This window comes from Dellaglioa sp. CoH-57-MRSF-19, from assembly GCF_056781975.1.
In genome coordinates this window covers 1-284 of record NZ_JBXAXW010000250.1, presented here as the reverse complement: position 1 = coordinate 284, position 284 = coordinate 1, and the positions used below count along the sequence as shown (strand labels likewise).

Below are 284 nucleotides of genomic sequence, written 5' to 3'. Positions count from 1 at the left end.
ACTACAGCCACAACGTCCGTGCGTCCCGGGCCCATACTAGGCAGCGCTCCCCGCTCGTTGCTGTTCCAGTTCGGCAAGTTTCTTGCGAGTTCGTTCAATCTTTTCCTCTAGCTGTTTTTGCTTGAGTGTCTTTTGCGGGGACTGCTCCGCACGACGGTTGGTGCACGGAACGATCTCAAGATTTCGTGCCACACCCGAGGCCTCAATCTCACTCATCCGGCGTCGAGCTACCTTCGGGTCTTGCGCAGAGCCGCATACAGTACGCAAATGTACCTGCTTACGAT

The 284-nt window shown here is 56.0% G+C and carries 1 protein-coding gene; it reads right to left on the bottom strand.

The features are described from left to right. Nucleotides 1-36: 36 nt before the first annotated feature. On the bottom strand, nt 37-284 hold a 248-nt coding region (locus tag AC1RO3_RS09125), incomplete at its 5' end, for a hypothetical protein (protein WP_481764102.1).